Source organism: Arthrobacter sp. Soil761 (assembly GCF_001428325.1).
Classification (GTDB): Bacteria; Actinomycetota; Actinomycetes; order Actinomycetales; family Micrococcaceae; genus Arthrobacter.
In genome coordinates this window covers 276,458-299,210 of sequence record NZ_LMSF01000012.1, presented here as the reverse complement: position 1 = coordinate 299,210, position 22,753 = coordinate 276,458, and the positions used below count along the sequence as shown (strand labels likewise).

At 64.2% G+C, this 22,753-nt stretch carries 20 protein-coding genes and 2 pseudogenes; 14 read left to right on the top strand and 8 right to left on the bottom strand.

From position 1 onward, the window contains the following. Positions 1-63 precede the first annotated feature (63 nt). Positions 64-1,650, top strand: a complete 1,587-nt coding sequence (locus ASG79_RS09510; RefSeq protein WP_018769268.1) for an LCP family protein — start codon at positions 64-66, stop codon at positions 1,648-1,650. A gap of 99 nt (positions 1,651-1,749) precedes the next feature. On the opposite strand, the gene ASG79_RS09505 is transcribed toward ASG79_RS09510, so the two are convergent. After that, complete coding sequence (locus tag ASG79_RS09505) at positions 1,750-3,702, bottom strand: M13 family metallopeptidase (RefSeq protein WP_056390411.1); 1,953 nt, start codon at positions 3,700-3,702, stop codon at positions 1,750-1,752. Between the two features lie 252 nt (positions 3,703-3,954). Between ASG79_RS09505 and leuA the strand changes: the two genes are divergently transcribed. The 3 genes from leuA to ASG79_RS09490 all read left to right on the top strand — a co-directional run bounded on the left by leuA (position 3,955) and on the right by ASG79_RS09490 (position 7,380). Then, a complete protein-coding gene (leuA, locus tag ASG79_RS09500; RefSeq protein WP_018769266.1) occupies positions 3,955-5,694 on the top strand; it encodes a 2-isopropylmalate synthase in 1,740 nt (579 codons plus the stop codon). Between the two features lie 85 nt (positions 5,695-5,779). After that, complete coding sequence (gene recO, locus ASG79_RS09495; protein ID WP_018769265.1) at positions 5,780-6,532, top strand: DNA repair protein RecO; 753 nt, start codon at positions 5,780-5,782, stop codon at positions 6,530-6,532. 2 nt (positions 6,533-6,534) lie between these two features. Then, positions 6,535-7,380, top strand: a complete 846-nt coding sequence (locus ASG79_RS09490) for an isoprenyl transferase (RefSeq protein ID WP_056390408.1) — start codon at positions 6,535-6,537, stop codon at positions 7,378-7,380. Positions 7,381-7,382: 2 nt separating this feature from the next. Here ASG79_RS09490 and ASG79_RS09485 read toward each other — a convergent pair whose 3' ends face one another. Continuing rightward, positions 7,383-8,342 carry an alpha/beta hydrolase gene (locus tag ASG79_RS09485; RefSeq protein ID WP_056390405.1) on the bottom strand — a complete coding sequence of 320 codons (960 nt, stop codon included), beginning with the start codon at positions 8,340-8,342 and terminating at the stop codon, positions 7,383-7,385. A gap of 149 nt (positions 8,343-8,491) precedes the next feature. Here ASG79_RS09485 and ASG79_RS09480 point away from each other — a divergent pair, with 149 nt between their 5' ends. After that, positions 8,492-9,562: a quinone-dependent dihydroorotate dehydrogenase gene (locus ASG79_RS09480; protein ID WP_018769262.1), complete on the top strand. Its 1,071-nt coding sequence runs from the start codon at positions 8,492-8,494 to the stop codon at positions 9,560-9,562. A 97-nt stretch (positions 9,563-9,659) separates the two neighbouring features. Here ASG79_RS09480 and ASG79_RS09475 read toward each other — a convergent pair whose 3' ends face one another. After that, positions 9,660-10,262, bottom strand: a complete 603-nt coding sequence (locus tag ASG79_RS09475; RefSeq protein WP_018771080.1) for a DUF3043 domain-containing protein — start codon at positions 10,260-10,262, stop codon at positions 9,660-9,662. Positions 10,263-10,354: 92 nt separating this feature from the next. On the opposite strand from ASG79_RS09475, the gene ASG79_RS09470 reads away from it, so the two are divergent. From ASG79_RS09470 to ASG79_RS09440, 7 genes and pseudogenes are all read left to right on the top strand, one after another. After that, positions 10,355-11,809, top strand: a complete 1,455-nt coding sequence (locus ASG79_RS09470; RefSeq protein WP_056390402.1) for a dipeptidase — start codon at positions 10,355-10,357, stop codon at positions 11,807-11,809. Between the two features lie 185 nt (positions 11,810-11,994). Beyond that, complete coding sequence (locus ASG79_RS09465) at positions 11,995-12,384, top strand: HesB/IscA family protein (protein ID WP_018771082.1); 390 nt, start codon at positions 11,995-11,997, stop codon at positions 12,382-12,384. A gap of 185 nt (positions 12,385-12,569) precedes the next feature. Next, on the top strand, positions 12,570-13,442 hold the full coding sequence (coxB, locus tag ASG79_RS09460) for a cytochrome c oxidase subunit II (protein ID WP_056390398.1): 873 nt from the start codon (positions 12,570-12,572) through the stop codon (positions 13,440-13,442). Between the two features lie 10 nt (positions 13,443-13,452). Next, positions 13,453-14,001 (top strand): annotated as a pseudogene (locus ASG79_RS09455) (cbb3-type cytochrome c oxidase subunit I); the annotation flags it as partial. 1 nt (position 14,002) lies between these two features. After that, positions 14,003-14,409, top strand: a pseudogene (locus ASG79_RS24465) (cbb3-type cytochrome c oxidase subunit I); the annotation flags it as partial. Position 14,410: 1 nt separating this feature from the next. Then, positions 14,411-15,399: cbb3-type cytochrome c oxidase subunit I (locus tag ASG79_RS09445; protein ID WP_235509776.1), on the top strand; the 989-nt coding region annotated here is incomplete at its 5' end. Continuing rightward, the gene (locus tag ASG79_RS09440; protein WP_056390391.1) at positions 15,396-15,797 is read left to right on the top strand and encodes a cytochrome c oxidase subunit 4; all 402 of its coding nucleotides are present in this window, start codon (positions 15,396-15,398) and stop codon (positions 15,795-15,797) included. The genes ASG79_RS09445 and ASG79_RS09440, both read left to right, overlap by 4 nt. 75 nt (positions 15,798-15,872) lie before the next feature. On the opposite strand, the gene ASG79_RS09435 is transcribed toward ASG79_RS09440, so the two are convergent. Next, positions 15,873-16,166 carry an HPr family phosphocarrier protein gene (locus ASG79_RS09435; protein WP_082581715.1) on the bottom strand — a complete coding sequence of 98 codons (294 nt, stop codon included), beginning with the start codon at positions 16,164-16,166 and terminating at the stop codon, positions 15,873-15,875. Between the two features lie 160 nt (positions 16,167-16,326). On the opposite strand from ASG79_RS09435, the gene ASG79_RS09430 reads away from it, so the two are divergent. Then, the gene (locus tag ASG79_RS09430; RefSeq protein ID WP_018771087.1) at positions 16,327-17,097 is read left to right on the top strand and encodes a GntR family transcriptional regulator; all 771 of its coding nucleotides are present in this window, start codon (positions 16,327-16,329) and stop codon (positions 17,095-17,097) included. 106 nt (positions 17,098-17,203) lie between these two features. Here the strand turns inward: ASG79_RS09430 and ASG79_RS09425 are convergent, their stop codons facing one another. From ASG79_RS09425 to ASG79_RS09410, 4 genes are all read right to left on the bottom strand, one after another. Then, on the bottom strand, positions 17,204-18,874 hold the full coding sequence (locus ASG79_RS09425) for a cytochrome b (protein ID WP_056390387.1): 1,671 nt from the start codon (positions 18,872-18,874) through the stop codon (positions 17,204-17,206). After that, positions 18,852-19,922: a ubiquinol-cytochrome c reductase iron-sulfur subunit gene (locus ASG79_RS09420; RefSeq protein ID WP_026266047.1), complete on the bottom strand. Its 1,071-nt coding sequence runs from the start codon at positions 19,920-19,922 to the stop codon at positions 18,852-18,854. Before ASG79_RS09420 ends, ASG79_RS09425 begins: the two co-directional genes overlap by 23 nt. Positions 19,923-20,023: 101 nt before the next feature. Next, on the bottom strand, positions 20,024-20,812 hold the full coding sequence (locus ASG79_RS09415) for a c-type cytochrome (protein ID WP_056390383.1): 789 nt from the start codon (positions 20,810-20,812) through the stop codon (positions 20,024-20,026). Between the two features lie 86 nt (positions 20,813-20,898). Then, entirely contained in the window at positions 20,899-21,573 is a 675-nt protein-coding gene (locus ASG79_RS09410) for a heme-copper oxidase subunit III (RefSeq protein ID WP_223991571.1), read from the bottom strand. A 112-nt stretch (positions 21,574-21,685) separates the two neighbouring features. On the opposite strand from ASG79_RS09410, the gene trpD reads away from it, so the two are divergent. Then, entirely contained in the window at positions 21,686-22,741 is a 1,056-nt protein-coding gene (gene trpD, locus ASG79_RS09405) for an anthranilate phosphoribosyltransferase (protein ID WP_018771095.1), read from the top strand. The last annotated feature ends 12 nt before the right edge of the window (positions 22,742-22,753 follow it).

Here is a 22,753-nt window from a genome sequence, read left to right as displayed (position 1 = left end):
CAAGTTTTCCAGGCTGGACCACTAAAATGGACCGGATTCTGTATTTAGAGGAAGGTTCACGACGTGGGTCGAGGCCGCGACAAACGCGACAACGGGGCTGACCTGTCAGCCGGACCGGGACCGGTATCCCGCCACGCGAACGGCGGCGCCGTAGGTGCCGCCCGGCACCTCGGTACGCTGCGCGGGATGCCCATCTGGCTCAAAGCCGTCACGGGTGTCATGGCGCTGGTCCTCGTGGCCGGGATCGCCTTTGCCGGTTTTTGGTTCCTCCGGCTGCAGAACAACATCTCCAAGGCGCCGCTGAATGCCGGCGGCGAAAGCACCGAATCCCCCGGGAACGATGCCACGGGCCGGCTGCAGATCCTGATCCTCGGCTCGGACACCCGCGACGGAAAAAACTCGCAATATGGCACAGCCGACGATTCCACGGGCTATGGCAAGTCGGACGTGATGATGCTGATGGACATCTCCGAGGACAACAAGCGCGTCAACGTCATCAGCTTTCCGCGCGACCTGCTGGTGGACATTCCTGACTGCAAGGACAAGAAGACCGGCAAGGACTATCCTGCCCGCACCGGCGTCATGATCAATGAGGCCATGAGCGAGGCCGGCATCGGCTGCGCCGTGGATACCGTCAACAAGCTCACCGGCATGCAGGTGGACCACTTCATGATGGCCGACTTCAACGCCGTGAAGGAACTTTCCAACGCCGTGGGTGGTGTGGAAGTCTGCATCAGCGACGCCGTCTACGATCCTGATTCCCGGCTGCGGCTGCCGGCCGGAACCTCGACCGTGCAGGGCGAGATGGCGCTTGCCTTCCTCCGCACCCGCCACGCCTTTGCCGACGGCGGCGACCTTGGCCGCATCAAGGCGCAACAGGGCTTCCTCTCGGCGCTGACCCGCAAGATCAAGGACGATGGAACCCTGTCCGATCCCGCGAAGATGCTGAAGATCGCGGACGTCGTAACCCAGAACCTGACAGTGGATGACGGCCTTGCCTCTGTCCCCACCCTGCTGACGATCGGCAACCGGCTCAAGAACATCGACATCGGCAAGGTCGCGTTTGTCGCGGTGCCCACCACGCCGGCACCCATCGATCCCAACCGGCTGGTCATCGCCGAACCAGCGGGCGCACAGCTCTTCTCGGCAATGCGGAAGAACGTGGACCTCACCGACCCCACCGCGCCCACCACGCCGTCACCCACTGAATCGGCAACCCCGTCCGCGGCCCCTACTGAGACAGCCCCGCCGGTGCCGCCCTACAACAAGGCCATCCAGCCCGTAACCGTCGCCAACGGAAGCGGCGTCGCAGGCCGCGCCCAGGAAATCGTCCAGGCATTGGTGTCGGGCGGCTTCGCCCAGACGGGCCAGTTCCTGGCCCAGCCCGTGGCCAAGACGGCAGTGTATTACGGCAACGGCTTCGATGACGTGGCAGCAGATGTCGCTGCCATGCTGGGGATTCCTGCCACCCTGATGATTCCGGCTCCCGGCGTGACCGGCGTACAGGTTTACCTCGGCAGCGACTTCACCACCGGCACCGCCTATGAGGCCGGCAGTCCTGCCGCAGCATTGCCCCAGGACATCGTCAACCAGACCGCCGGGGACAAGGTCTGCCAGCAGGCGAATCCCGAACTGATCGTGCGCCGGTAGCGACGTTCCATGCCTTGGTACAGCTGCAGGCAGCAGTACCTCCGGCAGGCAACAAAATGGGCCCCGCCGGCAACGGCGGGGCCCATTTCTGTTATGCGGCTACCAGATGCTGACCCGCTCGGCGGGCGGCATCCACATGCCGTCCTCCTCGGTGACGTCGAACGCTTCGTGGAACGGGTCCAGGTTCCTGGCGATCGCGTTGGTCCGGAACTCGTTGGGGGAGTGGGGATCGGTGGCAAGGCGCCGGATGGCCTCCTCCTGCCGGATGACCTGGCGCCAGCCTGCTGCCCAGGAAGCGAAGAAGCGCTGTTCACCGGTCAGCCCGTCCAGGACCTCCGGTTCCTTCCCGTCCAGGCTGATCTGGTAGGCCTTGTAGGCGATGGTCAGGCCTGCCAGGTCACCAATATTTTCGCCCAATGTCAGGCGTCCGTTGACGTGGTGTCCGGGCGCTGCAGCGGGGGAGAGCGCATCGAACTGGGCCACAAGCCGCGCCGTCAGCGCCTCGAAAGCCTGGCGGTCCTGGTCCGTCCACCAGTTGCGGAGCGCTCCGCCGCCGTCGAACTGTGAGCCCTGGTCATCAAAGCCATGCCCGATCTCGTGGCCGATGACGGCGCCAATGCCGCCGTAGTTCACGGCGTCGTCCGCGTCGGCGGTGAAGAAGGGCGGCTGCAGGATCGCTGCCGGGAACACGATTTCGTTCATCATCGGGTGGTAGTAGGCGTTAACCGTCTGCGGCGTCATCAGCCACTTGTTCCGGTCCACCGGCTTGCCCACCTCATCCAGGTGCCTGTCGACGTCGGCATTGTGGGCGCGTTCGACGTTCCCCAGGAGGTCCGCGGGGTCGATCTCCACGGCTGAGTAGTCAATCCACTCGTCCGGGTAGCCGATCTTGGCCCGGAAGGCCTCCAGCTTCCGGAGGGCCTCGGCCTTGGTGTCCCCGCCCATCCATGCAACGTCATTAATGCTGCGGCGGTAGGCCTCGATAAGGTTGGCCACCAGGGTCTGCATCCGTGCCTTGTGCGATTCGGGGAAATGGCGGGCCACGTAGATCTGGCCCACAGCTTCACCAAGGGCGGCTTCGACGACGCCAACGCCGCGCTTCCACCGGTCCTTGTTGCGGGGCGTGCCGCTGATCGTGGTGCCGTAAAACGCGAAATTGGCGTCCACAAAGGCTGCCGACAGATAAGGTGCAGCGGCGCCGACGACGCGCATGGCCAGCCACTCCTGCCACGTTGCCACCGGAACTTCGTCCAGGAGGCCGGCGGCACCGGTGAAGAAGTCAGGGGTGCTCACCACGATTTCCGTACGCTTGTCTGCGTCGATTCCCGCGGCGTCGAACCACGTGGCCAGGAGGGGGAACAGCGCATTGGCTTCCTCCGCCGTCTTCAGGTTGTAGGTCTTTTGCGGATCCCGGAGGGTGACATTGTCCCAGTGGTGGGACGCGAGCTTCGTCTCCAGTTCGACAACCCGCCCGGCCGCACCATGGGGATCGGCCACCCCGGCCAGTTCAAACATTTTCTGCACGTGCGCGGTGTAGGCCGCCACGATGGGTGCGAACTTCTCTTCCCGGTAGTACGACTCGTCGGGAAGGCCCAGGCCACCCTGCCCGGTGTACAACAGGACCCGGTCAGGGTTCCCCGCATCGGGGGCCGGGTAGATGTAGAAAAGCCCGCCCACGTCCGCACGGAACAACCGGCCCGCCAGTGCGATGAGGTCAGCTACCGAGCCCGTGGCGAACACGTCGCCGAGCCGCCCGCGGATCGGCTCCATGCCCTTGCCTTCCACTGTCGCTTCGTCCATGAAGCTGTTGTAGAGGCCGCCGATCTTCCGTTCGATCCCGCTGGCGTCCGCGCCCTTGGCCGCCGCCTCCTCGATGATGTCCCGGACAGCGATTTCGGACCCGTCGCGAAGAGCGGTGAAGGTTCCCTCCAGGGGCCGGTCGTCCGGAATTTCGGTGGCTTTCAACCAGGCGCCGTTGACATGTTGGTAAAGGTCGTCCTGAGGCCGGACTGTGTGATCAATGGTGGACAGATCGATCCCCGAAATGGGCACTGCAACTCCTTTGCTCGAACGCCTGCGTCCGGCTGACCACCGGAGGCGTCTGCATGCTGGACTTTACGGACGGTAGTGCCCTTTCATCTTACGCACCCGTGTTACGCTCAAAGAGTGCGTGCAGAGTTCCTTCTCCTTAGCTGCCGCGGCGAGGCCACAGACGCTATCTAGCGCACGGCCCACCCTCGCTGCGGAGTTTGTGTTGCCCGGCCACCCTTTCACTGAAGATCGATAGAAAAGGCCACGAACATCATGCGTAACGCACAAAAGCCCTCCGGAATGCCCGCCCACCGGTACACGCCCTTCCAGGACCTGATCAAGGTTGAACTGCCGGACCGCACCTGGCCGGACAAGATCATCACCAAGGCCCCGCGGTGGTGCGCGGTGGACCTGCGCGACGGAAACCAGGCCCTGATCGATCCCATGAGCCCGGCGCGCAAGATGAAGATGTTCGACCTGCTGGTCCGCATGGGCTACAAGGAAATCGAGGTCGGTTTCCCGTCCGCTTCCCAGACGGACTTCGACTTTGTCCGCCAGCTCATCGAGGGCAACCACATCCCGGACGACGTCACCATCCAGGTCCTGACGCAGGCGCGGGAACACCTCATCGAACGGACCTACGAGTCCCTGGTGGGTGCCAAGCAGGCCATCGTCCACCTCTACAACTCCACGTCCGTGCTGCAGCGGCGCGTGGTCTTCAACCAGGACGAGGACGGCATCCTGGACATCGCACTGCAGGGTGCCCGCCTGTGCAAGAAGTACGAGGAAACACTCGTGGACACGCACGTGACCTACGAGTACTCCCCGGAGTCCTTCACGGGTACGGAGCTCGAGTACGCCGTCCGGGTGTGCAACGCCGTCGCGGATGTCTTTGAAGCGTCCGCCGACCGGCAGGTGATCATCAACCTGCCCGCCACGGTGGAAATGGCCACGCCCAACGTCTACGCCGATTCCATCGAGTGGATGAGCCGGCACCTGCACCCTCGGGACGGCATCATCCTGTCCCTGCACCCGCACAACGACCGCGGAACCGGCGTCGCCGCCGCCGAGCTGGGCTACATGGCAGGCGCCGACCGCATCGAGGGCTGCCTCTTCGGGAACGGCGAACGCACAGGAAACGTGGACCTGGTGACGCTGGGCCTGAACCTGTTCGTCCAGGGCATCGACCCCATGATCGACTTCTCCAACATCGACGACGTCCGGCGCACCGTGGAGTACTGCAACCAGCTGCCCGTCCCGGAACGTTCGCCGTACGGCGGCGACCTGGTGTTCACCGCCTTCTCCGGCTCCCACCAGGACGCCATCAAGAAGGGCTTCGAAGCGCTGGAGCGCGATGCTGCAGCAGCCGGCAAGCCCGTGGACGACTTCACCTGGCAGGTTCCGTACCTCCCTGTGGATCCCAAGGACCTGGGCCGCAGCTACGAGGCCGTCATCCGGGTGAACTCCCAGTCCGGCAAGGGCGGCGTGGCCTACCTGCTGAAGAACGAGCACAGCCTGGACCTGCCGCGCCGCGCGCAGATCGAATTCTCCGGCGTCATCCAGCGCCGCACCGACACCGTGGGCGGGGAAGTCAGCGGCGCGCAGCTGTGGCAGATTTTCCAGGACGAATACCTGCCGTCCGGCCGGGCCGACGGGCAGTGGGGCCGTTACTCGCTGGGGGCCGTCAAGACGGAAACAGACGCCGACGGCGGCATGACGCTGCACGCGTCGCTCACCATCGATGGTGCCCAGGTCAGCCGCACCGGCACCGGCAACGGCCCCATTGCGGCCCTGCTGAACATCCTGCATGAGGACGGCGTGGATGTCCGCGTGCTGGACTACAGCGAACACGCGTTGTCCGAAGGCGGCAACGCCATGGCCGCGGCCTACGTCGAATGCGCGGTGGGGGAGCGGGTGCTGTGGGGTGTAGGCATCGATGCCAACACCAGCATGTCCTCCCTCAAGGCCGTGATCTCCGCGGTCAACCGCGCCATCCGGGACGCCCAGGCCTGATACCCACCGGTGGTGCCGCCGGTTTCCTCCGGAGGCACCACCGTGGCCTGGCAGCGAGCTGCCGGGCAGGATGGGAAGATAGAGCGTGGTCCAACACTCTTTTGCCTCCCGGGCGTACCGGGACGACGCCGTGGTGCTCCGTACCCACAAGCTGGGCGAGGCGGACCGGATCATCACGCTCCTGACGAAGCACCACGGGCAGGTCCGTGCCGTCGCCAAGGGAGTGCGCCGCACCAGCAGCCGTTTCGGTGCCCGGCTTGAGCCCTTCATGGTGGCCGATCTCCAGTTGGTGTCAGGGCGGACGCTGGACATCGTCACGCAGGCCGTGGCAAAGGGTGCATACGGCGGAAGCATCGCCGCGGACTACGGCAGGTATACGGTGGCCGCCGCCATGACGGAGACGGCTGAGAAACTGACGGACGTCGACGGCGAGGCCGGTACCGCACAATACAACCTGCTGGTGGGCGCCCTCGCTGCGCTGAGCCGCAACGAACATGCGGCTGGCCTCATCCTGGACTCCTACCTTCTGCGCGCCCTTGCCACCGGCGGGTGGGCGCCCAGTTTCACGGACTGCTCCCGCTGCGGCATGCCGGGCCCGCACACGGCCTTCTCCGCGCCCCTTGGCGGCATGGTTTGTGCACAGTGCCGGCCGCCCGGTTCCCCCGCACCCGCTGCAGAGACCGTGACGCTGCTGGCAGCGCTGCTGACCGGGGACTGGACGACGGCGGATGCTTCCCTGCCGCAGCATCGCAAGGAAGCAGCGGGCCTGGTGGCCGCGTACCTGCAGTGGCATCTGGAACGAGTACTGAAATCCCTCAAACATGTGGAGCGTAGCTGACAGTGGCCCTGGGAAAAAAGAACAACGCACCGCGCCGGCGCACGCATCCCGTGGTGGCGCCGTACCCGCACCCGTCCGGCGCGGTGGCACCCACTATTCCGGCTGAATTCATTCCCCGGCACGTGGCCATCGTCATGGACGGCAACGGCCGCTGGGCCAACCAGCGGGGATTGCCGCGGATCGAGGGGCACAAGGCAGGGGAGCCGGCGCTGCTCGATGTCATGGCAGGGGCCATCGAACTGGGCATCGAGTACGTCAGCGTGTACGCGTTCTCCACGGAAAACTGGCGCAGGTCGCCTGAGGAAGTCCGCTTCCTGATGGGATTTAACAAGGATGTGCTGCGAAGGCAGCGGAACCAGTTGGACGACTGGGGCGTGCGGGTCCGCTGGGCGGGGCGCCGGCCGCGGCTGTGGGGTTCGGTCATCCGTGAGTTGGAGGAAGCCGAAGAGTTCACGGCGGCCAACACCACCTGTAACTTGACCATGTGTGTTAATTACGGCGGCAGGGCAGAGATCACTGACGCGGTCTCAGCGATTGCCGCCGATGTGGCGGCAGGCAAGTTGAAGCCTGGCGCCATTACCGAGCGGACCATCCAGAAGTACCTGGACGAGCCCGACCTGCCTGACGTGGACCTGTTTCTGCGCAGCTCGGGGGAGCAGCGGCTGTCCAACTTTATGCTCTGGCAGTCGGCCTACGCGGAGTTCGTGTTCATGGACACGCTGTGGCCGGATGTGGACAGGCGCACGCTCTGGGCTGCCGTCGAGGAGTATGCCAGGCGGGACCGCCGGTACGGTGGCGCCGTGGACGCCGCCGCTGCTCCCTCGGCGCCCGCTGCCCCGGCGGAATAGCTTCATCCATACGCCCGCAACCAGCGGGCCAGCCGCCTGTAGGCATCGGCCCGGACCGGTTCGGGTGACAGGAAGACGTCGTGCAGCGCACCGTCGATCCGCTCCACGGTTACGGTGCGGCCCAGGGTGAGGGCCCTGGCGCTGATGGTGTTGACGTCCAGGACCGCGTCGGTGCGGCGCATTTCCTCGGACCAGAGGAGCCCGTTCGCGCTGCCCTTGGAAAGCAGTACCAGGATCGGCGCCTGGATCCCCAGGCCGCGGGCCACCTTCGCCTGCCCGGCGAGCACCGCCCTAAGCCAGCCGGCGCGCACCGGAAAGGCCATGCGGGGGCGGTACCGCTCGTCAAGCGGCCACTCGCCGTCGGCAGAGCTGCTGATGGTCCGCCAGTAGTGGCCGCGTTCCGGCAGCCGGAGGACCAACTCAGGGCGGAAGCGGGCCAAGGGGCGCACCATGCTGGATGCAGCGCGCCGCACCAGCGGACTGCCGTGCATTTCCAGCCATGGACTGTTGAGGATCAGCAGCGAAACAGCTTCCGGATGGCGGGTGGTCCACAGGGCTGCCACCAGGCCGCCCGTGGAGTGGCCCATCAGGGCCAGGGGACCCGGTGCGCCTGCATCCCGGATGATGCGGATTGCCTCTTCGATTTCAGCGTCGTAGGCGGCGAGGTCGGCCACGTACCCGCCCGGTGCTTCCGGACGAAGGCTTCGTCCGTGGTTGTGCATGTCCAGGGCATAGAAGTCGTAGCCGGCCGCAGCCCAGAACCGTGCCAGGTCCACGTTGAAGAAATAATCGCTCCAACCGTGCAGGAAGAGCACGGCCCGGCGGCTGCCGCCGGCAGGGTCCCTGTCGGGAGATGGCCGGACGCGCACCAGCGTTGCCCTCCGTTCAACCCCGTCACGTCCGGTGGCCGCGAAGGAGTGTGACTCGAAGTCACCGCCCAGGATGTCCTGCTGCCACTGCATGCCCTCATGCTAAACCGGCACACCGGACCGCGCTGTCCGAACTGCGCTTTCCGAACTGTGCTGTCCGAACTGTGCTGTCCGAACTGTGCTGTTCGAACTTCGGCGTCTCCGTTTTGGTGCGGCGCCCCCGGAGACGGGAAACTGGAGGCATGCGCGTTTATCCCACTTTCTTCAGGCTGGCCTTTTCATGGATGGACGCCGAGCGCGCCCACAAGATCGGATTCAAGGGGATACGGCTCGCACATTCTTCCGGTGCGGGGAGAGTCCTGCGGAAACTGACTGCTCCGGCGCCGTCGCTCCAGACCACAGCCTTTGGCGTCACCTTTCCGTCACCGTTCGGGCTGGCTGCCGGCTTCGACAAGGAAGGGCACGGCATCGAGGCCCTCACGGAGCTTGGATTCGGACACATTGAAGTGGGCACCATCACCGGCCAGGCGCAGCCCGGCAACGAAAAGCCGCGCTTGTTCCGCCTGGTCCAGGACCGGGCCGTCATCAACCGGATGGGATTCAACAACGACGGCGCCTCCGCCGTTGCACCCCGGCTCAGGGCAGCACGCGCCGCGCTCCAGCGGCGGTACCCGGAGGTTCGTCCGGTCATCGGCGTCAATATCGGCAAAACCAAGGTGGTGGAACTGGCCGATGCCGTGGACGACTACCTGGTGAGCGCCCGCAGCCTGGCGCCTGCCGCCGACTATTTGGTGGTAAACGTCAGTTCCCCCAACACCCCGGGCCTGCGGTTGCTCCAGGACGTGGAGACGCTCCGGCCGCTCCTGACAGCCGTGGGGCAGGAAGCGGACCGGGCCGCGGGCCGGCATGTGCCCCTGCTGGTCAAGATTGCCCCGGACCTCAGCGATGAGGACATCGACGACGTCGCGCGCCTTGCCCTCGACCTGAAGCTGGACGGCATCATCGCCACCAACACCACCATTGGCCGTTCAGGACTGTCCTCGCCGGCAGAAGAGGTGGCGAAGTGCGGAGCCGGCGGCCTCTCCGGTGCACCATTGAAGCAGCGTTCGCTGGAGGTGCTGAAGCGGCTCAGGAACGCTACGGGCGACGCCCTGACCTTGGTGTCCGTTGGCGGCGTGGAGTCGGCCCGGGACGTCCAGGAAAGGCTGGACGCCGGTGCAACCCTGGTGCAGGGCTACACCGCGTTCCTTTACGAAGGACCGTTCTGGGCGGCACGGATCAACAAGCAGTTGGCAAAGAACCGCCGCTCCTAGGCGCTGCAGGCAGGTTGCTGCGGGAAAGCGGATCCCGATAAGAACGAAAAGCCCGGCGGAACACCGCCGGGCTTTTCGTTCTTAAGTGGATGCAGGGTCAGGCAGGGTACTGTCCGCGCTGGACCTGGGGCTTGGGCAGCCGCAGTTTCCGGAACTGCAGGGACCGCATGGAGCCGTACCAGACAGTACCGCGCTCCACCTCGCCGAACTTTTCCGCCAGCCGCTTGCGGAGCTTGCGCGACAGAATGAAGACGTCCACGAAGACTGCCAGGAACATGACCCAGAAAGCGCCCAGGACGTAAATCATCATGTCGCTGGAGGCCGGGACCACCAGGGAAACCAGCACGAAGACCAGGGCGCCGAACATCAGGTATTCGCCAAGGTTGAACCGCGCATCCACAAAGTCGCGGGCAAACCGTTTCTGCGGACCCTTGTCGCGCAGCGGCAGGAACTTCTCGTCGCCGGTGTCCATGGCCCGCCGCATCTTGAGGCGCTGGTCCTGGATGGCCTGGCGTTCGGCAGCCTTGGACGCCTTGCGGTCCTCAGGCACGAGCGGGCGCTTGCGGGCAGCTTCCTGGGCCTTCCGGGTGGGGGTAGGGGCACCCTTGCCCGCGGCACTGTTCTGCCGCGCCGCCGTCTCCGCTGCCTGCTGGTCTATGGTTTCCTGCGCCGAGGGCGCTTCTTTTCTACGTCCGAACACCAGAACAGAATACCTTGCAGCAGCCCGCCCGCTGCCTGCCCCCGCGTCTGCGGCGGCAGGCCGCGGAATGTGACGGGGGTAATGTTTTGGCCATGACTTCATCACCCGCGGCCACCCCGCACAGCACCACCGGAACATCAGGACCAGGCCCTGAGGCCATCGGCAGGACGGAAGATCTCCGTGCTGCGGTGGACCGTTCCTTCGATCAAACTTTGGCACGTCTCAAGGACCTCGTGGCCATCCCGGGCATCGCCTGGCCAAGCTTCGACCGCATGCCACTGGAGCGCAGCGCGGAGGCCGTCGCCGAACTCCTCCGGGGTGTGGGGATCGGCGGGGTCCAGGTCCTGTCCGTCAACAAGGCCGACGGCACGCCAGGCGGGCCGGCCGTCGTCGCCCGCCGGCCTGCCGCAAAAGGAAAACCGACCATCCTGCTTTACGCCCACCATGACGTCCAGCCGGTGGGGGACGAGTCCCTGTGGGAAACAACGCCGTTTACCGCCGTCGAGAAGGACGGCCGCCTCTACGGCCGCGGCGCCGCTGACGACAAAGCCGGCATCATGGCACACATTGCTGCTTACGCAGCCGTTTCGGAAGTCCTCGCCGATTCCCTGGGGCTGGGCGTCACCTTCTTCATCGAGGGGGAGGAGGAAGCAGGATCGCCCACGTTCCGGACATTCCTGGAGGCGAACCGCGAGCTGCTCCGCGCAGACGTCATTGTGGTGGCCGACTCCAGCAACTGGAAGGTCGGCGTACCTGCCCTGACCACCAGCCTGCGTGGGCTCGTGGATGGCACGATTGAGGTGCAGGTCCTTGACCATGCGGTGCATTCCGGCATGTACGGCGGCCCGGTGCTGGATGCCCCCACCCTGCTGTCCCGCCTGATCGCCACCCTTCACGACACGGATGGGAACGTGGCCATTGAGGGCCTGGTGTCCAGCGACACGGCCGGGGTCGACATGCCGGAGGCGGTTTACCGCGCCGATGCCTCCGTGCTCGACGGCGTCCGGCTGGCTGGAACGGGAAGCATCGCCTCGCGGCTGTGGTCCAAGCCGGCATTGTCAATCATCGGCTTCGACGCACCCGCCGTGGACGTTGCCTCCAACACCCTCCTTCCGCGCGCACGGGCAAAGTTCAGCCTGCGGCTGGCGCCGGGCCAGGTTCCCGCGGAGGCCATGGAGGCGGTCCGCCGCCACGTGGAGGCCAACGCCCCATTTGGTGCGAGGGTCGTCTTCACTCCGGGGGAGGCAGGCAATCCGTTTCGGACGGACACTTCCTCTGCTGCGGCAACGGTTGCGATGTGGGCCCTGGGCGAGGCCTGGGGAGTTCCCGCCGTCGAAACCGGAATCGGCGGTTCCATCCCGTTCATTGCCGACCTGACGGACCTGTACCCCGAAGCGCAAATCCTGGTGACGGGCGTGGAAGACCCGGATTCACGGGCACACAGTGCCAACGAGTCCCTGCACATCGGTGACTTCCGCAACGCCATACTGGCCGAGGCCCTCATGCTCGCGCGGCTGAACAGTGAAGGCCTTTCAACCGGCAAGTAATGGGCCTTCCGTCGTGAACGCCGGGCAGGCGGCTGTCAGGGAACAACCGGCGTGCTTTGACGGTTACGCCAGGAGTTAGAGCTACAGGACTGCCGCGCGTAGCATGTAGCTATAGCCCATACCGTATTTGTAGGGGCAGGCGCCGTTACGGCGACGCCGCCAGACCGTCCTAAGAAGGTAGGCCAATGAGCACCGCAACCAACGAAAACAGCACCGCCGCCACCAGCGTGGCCAGCGACGAACTGCCCGTTCACGAGGTCAACCTGACCGATGTCGCTGCAGGCAAGGTCCGCAGCCTCCTGGAACAGGAAGGCCGCACCGACCTGCGCCTGCGCGTGGCCGTGCAGCCTGGCGGATGCTCGGGGCTGATCTACCAGCTCTACTTCGACGAACGGCTCCTTGATGGTGATGCCGTGCGCGACTTCGACGGCGTCGAAGTCGTCGTGGACAAGATGAGCGTGCCGTACCTGAGCGGCGCCAGCATCGACTTCGAAGACACCATCTCCAAGCAGGGCTTCACCATCGACAATCCGAACGCCGGCGGCTCCTGCGCCTGCGGCGATTCATTCCACTAAGCCGGTTATTTCGCCTGATGTCCGCGCCGGGTTTCCTGCCGTCCAAAACGGCATGGGGGCTCGGCGCCGACATGTGGGCGAAACGCCCGGCGGAGCGGTAAGCTCTACACCGAGTAGTAAAACTTTTTTGTGCCCGGAGCGCCGATGGCTGCCCGGACAACAGCAACAAGTAGGAAGGGCCGTCTGTGAGTTCGCAGAACCGAACCGGCAGCCGACGCAAAACGATCACCACGATCTCAAGCTTGGCAATTGCCGGCGCGTTGGTTTTGACCGGATGTTCGCCAGAGGTAGAGAAAGGGTGGATGCCCACTGAACGTGGCACCACCAGCAACACTGACCGCATCATGGACCTCTGGGTCAACTCATGGATTGCTGCGCTCGTGGTGGGCACCATTACGTGGGGCCTGATCATCTGGTGCCTGGTCGCTTACCGCCGCCGCAAGGGAACCGTTGGCTTCCCGCGGCAGACCAGCTTCAACCTTCCGCTGGAAGTTTTCTACCTGACCATCCCCATCTTCATGGTCCTGGTGTTCTTCTACTTCACGGACCGCGACCAGCAGGCGATCGATGACCGTTCACAGCCGGCCGACGTCGTTGTGGACGTCCGCGGCAAGCAGTGGGCCTGGGACTTCAACTACAAGTCCGGCGACGTCATCCAGGAAGACCTGCACGAAGCCGGTGTCCAGGCCCACCTCACCGGCAACACCATCGACAAGGAACAGCTCCCCACCCTGTACCTGCCGGTGAACAAGTCTGTTGACCTCGAACTCAACGCCCGCGATGTCATCCACTCCTTCTGGGTTCCCGCCTTCCTGCAGAAGCGCGACATGATCCCCGGCAAGCCCAACTACATCCGGTTCACCCCCACTAAAGAGGGCACTTACGACGGCAAATGTGCCGAACTCTGCGGCGAGTACCACTCCGAAATGCTGTTCCGCGTCAAGGTGGTGTCGGAATCCGAATTCCAGGCTCACATGGACCAGCTCAAGGCCGAAGGCAACACCGGCCTGCTCGGTGCCGAGTACGACCGCAACCCGAACCTGAACGAAACCAAGTAAGGGGAGCGACGTGGCTACGTACACCCAATCCGCACCTGCGGGAGTCCTGTCGGCTCCCGTGGTACCTAAATCCAAGGGGCGCATCGTCGTCAACTGGATCACCTCCACCGACCACAAGACCATCGGGTACATGTACCTGATTGCGTCCTTCGTGTTCTTCTGCCTGGGCGGTGTCATGGCGCTGCTCATCCGCGCCGAGCTGTTCGAGCCCGGCATGCAGATCCTGCAGACCAAGGAGCAGTACAACCAGCTGTTCACCATGCACGGCACGGTGATGCTGCTGATGTTCGCCACCCCGCTGTTTGCCGGGTTCGCCAACGTGATCATGCCGCTGCAGATCGGCGCTCCTGACGTGGCGTTCCCGCGCCTGAATGCGTTGGCCTTCTGGTTCTTCCTGTTCGGTTCCACCATCGCGGTGTCCGGCTTCATCACCCCGCAGGGCGCAGCGTCCTTTGGCTGGTTCGCCTATGCGCCGCTGTCGAACACGACGTTCACCCCGGGCATCGGCGGTGACCTGTGGGTCTTCGGCCTGGCGCTGTCCGGCTTCGGCACCATCCTGNTTCGCCTATGCGCCGCTGTCGAACACGACGTTCACCCCGGGCATCGGCGGTGACCTGTGGGTCTTCGGCCTGGCGCTGTCCGGCTTCGGCACCATCCTTGGTGCGGTCAACTTCATCACCACCATCATCTGCATGCGCGCCCCGGGCATGACCATGTGGCGGATGCCCATCTTCACCTGGAACACCCTGATCACCGCCATCCTGGTGCTCATGGCATTCCCGCCGCTGGCCGCCGCCCTGTTCGCGCTCGGCGCGGACCGCAAGTTCGGCGCCCACATCTTCGATCCCGAGAACGGCGGCGCTGTTCTTTGGCAGCACCTGTTCTGGTTCTTCGGCCACCCGGAGGTGTACATCATTGCGCTGCCGTTCTTCGGCATCGTGTCGGAGATCTTCCCGGTCTTCAGCCGNCCAACGGCGGCGCCATCCTCTGGCAGCACCTGTTCTGGTTCTTCGGCCACCCGGAGGTGTACATCATTGCGCTGCCGTTCTTCGGCATCGTGTCGGAGATCTTCCCGGTCTTCAGCCGCAAGCCGATCTTTGGCTACAAGGGCCTGGTCTACGCCACTATCGCCATTGCAGCCCTGTCCGTGACGGTGTGGGCCCACCACATGTACGTCACCGGCGCCGTCCTGCTGCCGTTCTTCTCCTTCATGACCATGCTCATCGCGGTGCCCACCGGCGTAAAGTTCTTCAACTGGATCGGCACCATGTGGCGCGGCTCGTTGACCTTCGAAACGCCGATGCTCTGGAGCATCGGCTTCATGATCACCTTCCTCTTCGGCGGCCTCACCGGCATCATCCTGGCCTCCCCGCCGCTGGACTTCCACGTTTCGGACTCCTACTTCGTGGTGGCGCACTTCCACTACGTGGTGTTCGGCACCGTGGTGTTCGCCATGTTCGCCGGGTTCTATTTCTGGTGGCCCAAGTGGACCGGCAAGATGCTCAACGAGCGCCTGGGCAAGATCCACTTCTGGCTGCTGTTCCTGGGCTTCCACGGCACCTTCCTGATCCAGCACTGGCTCGGCGTCGAGGGCATGCCCCGCCGCTACGCCGACTACCTCGTGGAGGACAACTTCACCTGGATGAACCAGTTCTCCACCGTGGCATCGTTCGTGCTGGGTGCGTCACTGATCCCGTTCTTCTGGAACGTCTACATCACCTGGCGCAGCGCCGAAAAGGTCCAGGTTGATGATCCGTGGGGCTTCGGTGCTTCGCTGGAGTGGGCCACGTCCTGCCCGCCGCCGCGCCACAACTTCACGTCCCTGCCCCGGATCCGTTCGGAGCGTCCCGCCCTGGACCTGCACCACCCGGAACTTCGCCAGGTCCACACCGTTGAGTCGCCGGCACCCGCAGCAGCGGTCCTCGGCAACGCCGACCAGAAGGACACCGCACAGTGAAAATCGAATCCTGGATCTTTGGTTCTGGAGTCTTCTTCTTCGTTCCCGTCGCTCTGGTCTACGGATTCCTGACCAGCTGGGGTGAGTGGGTCGGCATCCTGGGCATCCTGCTTGTGGGTGGCCTCGCCGGCATGATCGGGGCCTACCTCGGCTTCACCGGAAGGCGCGTCGGTCTTCGTCCCGAGGACCGCAGCGACGCTGAAATCCACGAAGGCGCCGGCGAGCAGGGGCACTTCAGCCCCTGGAGCTGGTGGCCCCTGGTGCTGGGCATCGCCTGCGCCACCGGCTTCCTGGGCCTGGCCGTAGGCGCCTGGGTCATCTTCATCGCAGGTGGCCTCGCCATCGTGGCCCTCGTGGGCTGGGTGTACGAGTACAGCCGCGGTGACCACGCGCACTAAGCAAGCAAACGAATAACGACGTCGGGCCCCACCTTCCGGTGGGGCCCGACGTCGTTATTACGCTTTTGGAAGCCCCTAGATGGCTCCCTGCGACTCTAAAAGTCCTCGAAGCTCCCGCAGCGCGTTCTCGGCCTGCTCGCGCCCCAGGCCGCCTTCCAGCGCACTGTCGCTAATGGACAGCTCCACCTCACAGCCTTGTGGGAAGTCAGCCGTCATCACCTGAAGCAGGGAACGGGCATCGGCCTTGTCTGCGCCTGCCTTGCTGATGGTCACCGGCAGGCCCGTGTCGGTGACGGCTCGGACAAACACCGCGGCGGAACGTGCATGCAGGCCCGCGGGCGCTGCCACCACGGCCTTTTCTGTTGGCAAAGGGACTCCTTCTGTGAAAGACGGCCCCCTCCGTCTCGTGGCAAAATTTCCAGACCAAATATAGCTGCCTGCACGGATGCGGCGCGAAAGATTGCCGCGGTCCGTGGCTGGTCTAGACCGTTCTAAAATTGAGGGGACACCCAACGGCAGGAGAACGATCATGGCAGCTGGCGCCGCCGCAATCACGGGGGAAATAGACCGCAGCAGCGGAACGGCCATCTACGTCCAACTCCGGGAAATCCTTCGCGCGTACATCGCGGAGTCATGCCCGCCGGGTTCAGCCCTGCCCTCGGAACGGGACCTCGCCGAACGGTTTGGGCTTGCAAGGATGACGGTGCGGCAAGCCATCGATGCACTGGTGGGGGAGGAGGTCATCGAGCGGGTGGTGGGCCTGGGAACCTTCGTCCGGCGGCCGAAAGTCGACCTGCAGGTGAAGCTCACGTCCTACAGCGAAGAAATGCAGCGGCGCGGCATGGTGCCTGCCGCCAAAGTGCTCAGCTTCGAACAGATCGGTGCCAGTGCGTTCCTGGCCCGTGAATTGCAGCTGGACGAGGGCACCCCGCTGGTCCGCTTCCGCCGGCTGCTTCTTGCGGACGGGGAGCCCATGAGCGTGGACGAAAACTTCATACCGGCTCATCGGGTCCCGGGACTGCTGGACGGCGAGCCGCCCACGTCGCTCTACAACGTCCTCAGCGAGCAGTACGGGCTTGTTATGGAATGGGGGGAGGACATGATCGAGGCGACGGCGGCGTCACCGTCCACGGCGCGCCTCCTCAACGTCGAAGTGGGGGCACCATTGCTGAAGATCCAGCGGCATGCCTTTGTGGCCCGGGCAATGGTTGACTACTCGGTCTCCTACTACCGTGCGGACCGGTACAAGCTGTGGGTGCCCCTGCAGCGGCCCGGAGCCAGGAGGGCCCGCAACCACTAGCCGCCCCAACCATCCGTTCCCCTGCGGGGGGCGTGGGCAGCACAGCCCAGGAAAACAGGAAAGGCCCGATCCGGATGGATCGGGCCTTTCCTGTTGGAACAGAAGCCTAGTGGGTCAGGCTCTTGCTTCCTTCTGCCGCTTCAACAGCCTCGTGTCCGTGGCCGTGTGTGGCCTCCAGCTCAGCGGGCGTGGCCGGGGCTACGCGGTCCTCGAAGAACCAGCGGGAGAGGAATGCGCGGCGCTTTTCCTTGCGGGTGACCACGCCATGCTCGTTGGGGACCGCAGGAAGGACCTGAGGTGACTCAAAGCCCACCAGCTTGTACCGCTTGTACTCATCCAGGGGCGCGTGCACCTCGATGAACTCACCGTGGGGAAGACGGACGATGCGTCCGGTTTCACGGCCGTGGAGGGCGATCTCCCGGTCCTTGCGCTGAAGCGCCAGGGCAACGCGCTTGGTAACCACGAATGCGATCACCGGACCGATGAAGAACAGGGCCCGCAGCCAGTACGTGACGTCGTTCAGGGAAACGTGGAAGTGCGTGGCGATGAGGTCCGAACCAGCAGCGGCCCACATGACGCAGTACCAGACGAAACCTGCCATGCCGATGGCGGTACGGGTGGGCGCGTTCCTGGGGCGGTCCAGGACGTGGTGTTCACGGTCGTCCTTGGTCACCCAGCGCTCGATCCACGGGTACGTGAACATCACGGTGAACAGGATCCCGGCCGGCACGAGGGCCGGCAGCAGGACGTTGAATGTGAAGACGTGTCCGAAGAAGATCTGCTCCACGTGCCAGTTGCCGAAGGTGCCCGGCATCAACCGGAGTGCGCCGTCGACGAAACCGATGTACCAGTCAGGCTGCGTACCGGCCGACACAGGGGAGGGGTCGTACGGGCCGTAGTTCCAGATCGGGTTGATGGTGAAGAACGCGGCCATCAGGGCAATGACGCCGAAGACGATGAAGAAGAATCCGCCGGCCTTCGCTGCGTACACCGGACCGAGGGGGTAGCCGACGACGTTGTTGTCGTTGCGTCCCGGACCCGGGTACTGCGTGTGCTTGTGCACCACCACCATGAACAGGTGGGCCACGATCATCAGCAGGATCAGGGCCGGTACCAGCAGGATGTGCAGCATGTACAGGCGGCTGATGATGGCCGTTCCCGGGAATTCCCCGCCAAACAGGAAGAACGAGATGTACGTTCCGATGACCGGAATGGACTTGATGACACCGTCGATAATGCGCAGGCCGTTGCCGGACAGCAGGTCATCGGGGAGCGAGTAGCCGGTAAAGCCTGCAGCCATCGCCAGGATGAGCAGGACACAGCCCACAACCCAGTTCATTTCACGCGGCCGGCGGAACGCACCGGTGAAGAAGACCCTCAGCATGTGTACTGCCACCGACGCAACGAACAGCAGTGCTGCCCAGTGGTGCACCTGGCGCATGAACAGGCCGCCACGGACATCGAAGGAGATGTTCAGCGATGAGCTGTACGCCACCGACATCTCCACGCCCTTCAGCGGAACGTAGCCGCCGTCGTAGTGCGTCTCCGCCATTGACGGGTCGAAGAAGAACGTCAGGAAGGTACCCGACAGCAGCAGGATGACGAATGAGTACAGCGCCACTTCACCAAACATGAACGACCAGTGGTCCGGGAAGACTTTGCGGCCGAACTCGCGGAGGATCCCCGAACCGCCGACTCGTGAGTCGACGAAGTCGGTGATCCGACCTGTCTTGGTTTTGGCGACGAAAGCCGGCTCAGCTGTTGATGCTGCGCTCATGCGAATCACGCTCCCAGTAACTTGGTCCTACGGGTTCATGGAAGTCGCTGGTAGCGACCAGGTAGCCCTCGTCATCAACTGCGATGGGCAGCTGGGGGAGAGGACGGCTGGCGGGGCCGAAGATCACCTTGCACTCCTGCGTGAGGTCAAAGGTGGACTGGTGGCACGGGCACAGCAGGTGGTGCGTCTGCTGCTCGTACAGAGCAACGGGGCAGCCAACGTGGGTGCAGATCTTCGAGTAGGCAACGATGCCGTTGTAGCCCCACTCTTCGCGGCCCTTGGACGGGTTGAGCGATGCGGGATCAAGGCGCATGAGCAGCACAACGGACTTTGCCTTCTCGTTAAGCTTGCCTTCCTCGAGTTCGTTCAGGCCTTCCGGGATGACGTGGAAGGCCGAGCCGATGGTGACGTCCGAAGCCTTGATGGGAGTTCCGTCAGGGTCACGGGTCAGGCGCTTGCGCTTTCCGTCCTGGGGGGCCCACATGGTGTGTGCGAGCTTGTCGTCCGGACGGGGTCCGAGGTCACCGAAGATGGCGACGGCGGGAAGCGGGGCGAGCGCCACAGCACCGAGCAGGGTGTTGCGGATCAGCGGACGGCGCTTGATGCCGGTCTCTTCCACGATGTCGTCGACGATGCGGACAGCCGCCTGGCGGTCCTCCTCGTAGCGGATGGCGTGGCGTTCTTCGGAGACTTCGTGGTCGGGCATCAGGGCCTTGGCCCAGTGCACGATGCCGGTACCGATACCCAGCATGGCAAAGGCAGTACCTACACCGAGCAGGGCGTTCTGGAGCCGGATGGTGGCGATGCTGGAGTCATCACCCAAATCAATGGCGAAGTACGCCACCAGGAAGATCAGGGTTCCAACAACAGAGATGCCAAATAGTAAGGCGACCTGCCGTTCTGCCCGCTTTGCGGCCTTCGGGTCCGTGTCAGCCAGGCGCAAACGATGCGGGGGAATTCCAGGATCCTGGAACTTCTCCACCTCATTCTGACCAGCCGTAGCTACGGTGCCCGAGTGGTTCGGACTGCCGTCACTATGGTTGCCCATAATTCGCCTCATCCTTCTCTCGTCCCGGCGGTTGTGCCGGGTTAGTTTCTAATTTCAAGCTGCTGACTGGGCAGCAGAAGTTGTGTGCTTCCCGCGGAAAGTCAGGACGTCCTGGAAGTCAGCCAGATGGTGAAGGCGATAATGACGCCCAAACCGGCAACCCATACGAACAGGCCTTCAGCGACGGGGCCAAGCGAACCCAGGTCGGCACCGCCCGGCGAACCGGTGGTCTCGATCTGCTTCAGGAAGGTGATGATGTCCTTCTTGCCTTCGGGGGTGATGTTGGCATCGTTGAAGACGGGCATGTTCTGCGGGCCCGTGGCCATGGCCTCGTAAATGTGCTTGCCGCTGACGTCGGCCAGGGCGGGCGCGAACTTGCCCTGGGTCAGCGCGCCGCCGGCTGCGGCGGCGTTGTGGCACATGGCGCAGTTGGTGCGGAAGAGCTCCCCGCCGGCTGCGGCGTCGCCGCCGCCGTTTGTCAGGTCTTCTGCAGGAATTGCCGGGCCGGCTCCCAGCGAAGCGACGTAGGCTGCAAGCTGTGAGGTCTGCTGTTCGTTGAACTGGACCGGCTTCTTCATTGCCTGGGGACCGTTCATCTGCATCGGCATGCGGCCGGTGCCCACCTGGAAGTCAACAGCGGCAGCGCCGACGCCAACCAGGGAGGGGCCATCCTTGGAACCACTGGCGCCCATGCCGTGGCAGGTGGCGCAGTTGGCGGCAAACAGCTTGCCGCCCTCTTCGACGTCGCTTGCGCTTGCGGTGGTGGTGCTCGCCTTGGCCTCATTCATGGAGGTTGCCACGGCGTACAGCCCACCCGTGATGAGGAGCCCCATCAGAAGCAGCGCTATTGCTGCCAGTGGGTGACGCCGCTTTTGTGAGAGTGCCTTCACGTGGTGGTTCCTTTATTCGATCCTGCGCCGGCTCCGGGAGCCGCTACCTGAAATTCTGCCTCTTGTAGAAAAAGAATCAAAGCTGGCTACTTGAGTACGTAGATGACCAGGAAGAGGCCGATCCACACGACGTCAACGAAGTGCCAGTAGTACGAGGTGACGATCGCGGACGTAGCTTCAAAGTGTCCGAACTTCTTCGCGGCAAAGGACCGGCCCATGATGAGCAGGAAGGCGATAAGCCCGCCGATGACGTGCAGGCCGTGGAAGCCGGTGGTCATGTAGAAGGCAGAGCCGTAGGCGTTGGAGGAAAGCGAGACGTGCTCGGAAACCAGCATCGCGTATTCGGTGGTCTGGCCGGCAACGAAGAACGCACCCATGAGGAACGTCAGGGTGAACCATTCGTTCATTCCCCAACGGGCGAACTGAAGGGCACCTCCGGTACGCCGGGGCTGCAGCCGCTCTGCGGCGAAGACGCCCATCTGGCAAGTAAAGGAACTGGCCACAAGGACAATCGTGTTGACGAGCGCAAAGGGGAAGTTGAGCTTGGCTGTCTCTTCAGCCCACATTTCACCGCTCGTAGAGCGGAGCGTGAAGTACATGGCGAAAAGACCGGCGAAGAACATCAACTCGCTGGACAGCCACACAACGGTTCCGACAGAAACCATGTTGGGGCGGTTCAGCGTTGGGTGCGCCGGGGTACTGGGGGCATGGGTCGCAGATGTCACATAGACATTATGTCTGTAAAAGTCCGTGCTGCCCAACGCAAACCGCCTTTTGGGAGGACTTTTTCTACAAAGACGCGAAATTGCCCGGAAAAGTTCCCGGCACCGTTCACATTGGTCAGTGCCTGCCATCGCTCGATAGCATCAGCAGGTGACTTCACAGGCATCTGCAGCGTCCGGCAACACCTGGCCCCGGCTGATCTCGGCACTGATCAAGGGCAATGACCTTACGGCGGAGAACACGTCCTGGGCCATGGACACCATCATGTCCGGCGAAGCCACGCCGGCCCAGATCGCCGGATTCCTGGTGGCCCTCAGCGCCAAGGGCGAAACCGTGGATGAGCTTTCCGGCCTGGTTGAGGCGATGCTGGCGCATGCCAACCCGGTGGAAATTTCCGGCGAGAAGCTGGATATCGTCGGCACCGGTGGTGACCAACTTAACACCGTCAACATCTCCACCATGGCCGCGCTTGTGGCCGCCGGGGCCGGCGCAAAGGTGGTGAAGCACGGCAACCGGGCCGCGTCGTCGTCGTCGGGATCCGCTGACGTGCTCGAAGCGCTCGGCGTCCGGCTCGACCTGTCCATTGCGCAGGTGGCCCGGAACGCCGAAGAGGCGGGTATCACATTCTGTTTCGCGCAGGTGTTCCACCCGTCATTCCGCCATACCGCGGTACCCCGGCGCGAATTGGCAATACCTACCGCATTCAACTTCCTGGGACCGCTGACCAACCCTGCCAAGGTGCAGGCGTCGGCCGTCGGCGTGGCCAATGCGCGGATGGCGCCGCTCGTTGCAGGCGTCCTGGCCCGGCGGGGGAGCAGGGGGCTGGTGTTCCGGGGCAACGACGGCCTGGACGAACTCACCACCACCGGCCCGTCCACCGTGTGGGAGATCCGCGGCGGGGGCGTCACTGAACTGTTCTTCTCCCCGGAGGACCTTGGCATCAGCCTGGCCACCGTTGAGCAGCTTCGCGGCGGTGATGCAGTGGCAAACGCAGGAGTTGTCCGTGACGTGCTTGCCGGCAAGGAGGGTCCTGCCCGGGACGCGGTCCTGGTGAATGCGGCGGCAGGCCTGGTTGCCTTCGACCGTGAAGCGGAAGGCCCGTTCCTGGCGAGGATGCAGAAGGCCTACGCGCGGGCTGCGCAATCGATAGATTCCGGCGCCGCTGCAGCCGTCCTGGACCGTTGGGTGTCCCTGTCCCGCGCCTGAGGACGGCTTGGC

Bases quoted from the DNA above. Each gene is read 5' to 3' on its own strand.
- ASG79_RS09480 (WP_018769262.1), top strand. From the start codon at position 8,492: ATGCGCGTTTATCCCACTTTCTTCAGGCTGGCCTTTTCATGGATGGAC.
- leuA (WP_018769266.1), top strand. From the start codon at position 3,955: ATGCGTAACGCACAAAAGCCCTCCGGAATGCCCGCCCACCGGTACACG.
- ASG79_RS09430 (WP_018771087.1), top strand. From the start codon at position 16,327: ATGGCAGCTGGCGCCGCCGCAATCACGGGGGAAATAGACCGCAGCAGC.
- ASG79_RS09485 (WP_056390405.1), bottom strand. From the start codon at position 8,342: ATGCAGTGGCAGCAGGACATCCTGGGCGGTGACTTCGAGTCACACTCC.
- ASG79_RS09470 (WP_056390402.1), top strand. From the start codon at position 10,355: ATGACTTCATCACCCGCGGCCACCCCGCACAGCACCACCGGAACATCA.
- ASG79_RS09465 (WP_018771082.1), top strand. From the start codon at position 11,995: ATGAGCACCGCAACCAACGAAAACAGCACCGCCGCCACCAGCGTGGCC.
- ASG79_RS09425 (WP_056390387.1), bottom strand. From the start codon at position 18,874: ATGAGCGCAGCATCAACAGCTGAGCCGGCTTTCGTCGCCAAAACCAAG.
- ASG79_RS09420 (WP_026266047.1), bottom strand. From the start codon at position 19,922: ATGGGCAACCATAGTGACGGCAGTCCGAACCACTCGGGCACCGTAGCT.